We start from the raw sequence: 2,443 nt of genomic DNA, 5'->3' as shown, positions 1-2,443 counted from the left end.
CTTAACTGCAGATAATGTCACATCTGTATTGACCAAGTTGCAGTCAAAAATTGACTCTATGGGATTTAAAAGAACTATTAGAAAATCTATTAATGAAAAATATTGTAGAGATTCACAACAAAGAAATTTGGTTATAAAACCCGATGGGGATATTATCCATTGTGAACATATGTATAACGAAAAAATGCAATTATTGGCAATGTATTTGATGGAATTACTAGTGATACTGGATGGATTTGTGATAAGTGTAAAAATTATACTATCTGCAAACTAGGGTGTACGGATGAGAAAAAAATTGATTGTACGGCATGTTGGAAGACTATATGGAGAAATTAATCAATAAGCTTATGTAAATGTCAATGAAAAAGTTTCCCGCGGTTTACAGACATGTCTCCTTTCGGGGTGGTTTACATATGGTTTCTGAACAGCTCCATTATATCACAAACCGTGAGGAGATTTTTGATTTTAGTAACAAAAAATGTTGTATTTATGCGGCTTGTGGCGTTTCGCAAACGCCTAATTTTTCAATAACGAGGAGAGGGAGAATGGACAACACCAAAGAAAAAAACAACGAAACTTTAAACAGGACTCCAAGTTCAATGACAAAAGATGAAACAAAAGTTGATCCGGACGACGAAGCCTCAACTAGGCTTTTTGAAGAGACAGATGACAAAGAAAAGAAGCAGCCAATAACGACCAGAAGTTACAAAATAAAAGCAGCTGTTATCATAGTGCTACTTATAACAGCATTTGTGGTAAAAGACTTTGTTATATTCAAAGATGCATATAATCTGACTGGAGAGGAGACGTGGCTTTCTCAGCTCCTTTCAGCGTGGTTTGATGAAAGAAAACTGATGCTATTCACAGGCCTGATAATACTTTTGTATCCATGGGAACTTACATATAATATTTATCAGGATATCTGCAAGTCGATGAATCATAATCTGAAGCAAACAAGAGTATTTGCAGTTGCGGTACTTGTGGCTGCCTCGCTGATTGCCATTTTTTGTTATATCCCTTATACGAAGATTAGCCGGGCAGGCTTGTACATATTTTGCGTGATTGCGTTGAGTCTTGCAGTATGTTATATATGCAGGCAATTCTTTGAGAGTGATATTGTATGGTTGATCCTATCGGTAATTTATCTTGTTGTTATTACATACATATATGCAAACCTGATTTGTGCAAAAGTAGATATGTTATTTGAAACTTCATTATCTTCTGCCTGGCAGATGACTGGATATGCCATATGGGTTCTAATGGTGCTGTTCAGTGCAGCTGTGGAAGTGCTTATTATATATGCATTATATAATAGCGAGTCGATAGTAGAATGGCTGATTTATATAATCATTAGTGTGATGCTGGGGATAGCTTATGGCTATGTTGTACTTCCTGTATTGGTTAGATTCGAGAACGGATTGCGCAGAAATGTATCAGGTGATTATTCGTTTGTGGGCGAACCGTTGAATTCGCCAGTTGTTATATGGATGATTGCATTGCTGGCATTTATTATCGTTCTGCTGGCATGTGCTTCGAAGATAGTTGAACGTTATTCACATAAAAGAATGTGGATGCTGATATGGATAGATGTAAGTGTTTTGGGACTTCTGATATTTGGAATATGTGCAAAGGCAGGAATTGTGGACAACAGTTTCAGCAGTAATTCATTATTTGACATGGGTAGTATGATAGCAGTGTTTATAGCTGTCAGACTATTGATCATTCCCATTAAGCCACAGCCGGATCTGAAGTGCAGGTTCATAAATACTGATCAGGAGATAATCGATAGCGGGTATGATAGAAAAGTATTGGAGATTCAGATACTCAGCCTTCAGGAACAGCTTAATGCTCTAGTGAAAATGACAAGGCTGACAGATATAAAAGTAGACATGGCACACAAAGCACTGGTGATTCCTGACGGTAAAGATGAGGGTGAAGAGGAACTTCACGACTTTCTTGATTTTGTAGAAAAAGCTGATAAGCTTATGGATGAGAAAAAGGAAAAGGGAGAACCGGTAAACTATAGTGAACTTTATAGTAGACTTATAAAGATCAGAAATGAGGAGTATGAGCAGATCCACAAGATTATGGAGGCGAAATATGCTGATGAATGTGTGGATCTTGATGACCTTGGTGATTTTGATGATACAGAGGATGAAAGTGACGAGGATAGAGAAGCCACAGCGGATGAGGACGTAAACTGTGATGAGGATGAAAACTAGGAAGATGAACGTACATTTCAGAATACAGCACTTGCAGCTTTGGCTCAGATCAATGAGAAAAAGTATGATACAGAACTTATGGATAAGGAGGTGTTAACCTATGATTGATAATAAAGTGAATGAGTACAAACAGTACAGCGAAAACGATATAAGAGAGAACTATAGAAAACTTACCAGGTTACTTATTGCCAAAGAACTCACCATCACCACCATGGAATCCG

The 2,443-nt window shown here is 37.3% G+C and carries 2 protein-coding genes; both read left to right on the top strand.

All coding sequences use genetic code 11. The annotated features are described in order from the left end of the window. A partial coding sequence (locus CCU_RS13935) for a hypothetical protein (RefSeq protein ID WP_208896318.1) occupies nt 1-274 on the top strand: 274 nt, incomplete at its 5' end. 271 nt (nt 275-545) lie between these two features. Continuing rightward, entirely contained in the window at nt 546-2,222 is a 1,677-nt protein-coding gene (locus CCU_RS13930; RefSeq protein ID WP_015535093.1) for a hypothetical protein, read from the top strand. The last annotated feature ends 221 nt before the right edge of the window (nt 2,223-2,443 follow it).

This window comes from Coprococcus sp. ART55/1, assembly GCF_000210595.1.
In the GTDB taxonomy this organism is placed as follows: domain Bacteria; phylum Bacillota; class Clostridia; order Lachnospirales; family Lachnospiraceae; genus Coprococcus; species Coprococcus aceti.
This window is presented reverse-complemented; position numbering and strand designations above follow the sequence as displayed.

Excerpts from the sequence above, each read along its gene's own strand:
- CCU_RS13930 (WP_015535093.1), top strand. The coding sequence starts at position 546 with ATGGACAACACCAAAGAAAAAAACAACGAAACTTTAAACAGGACTCCA.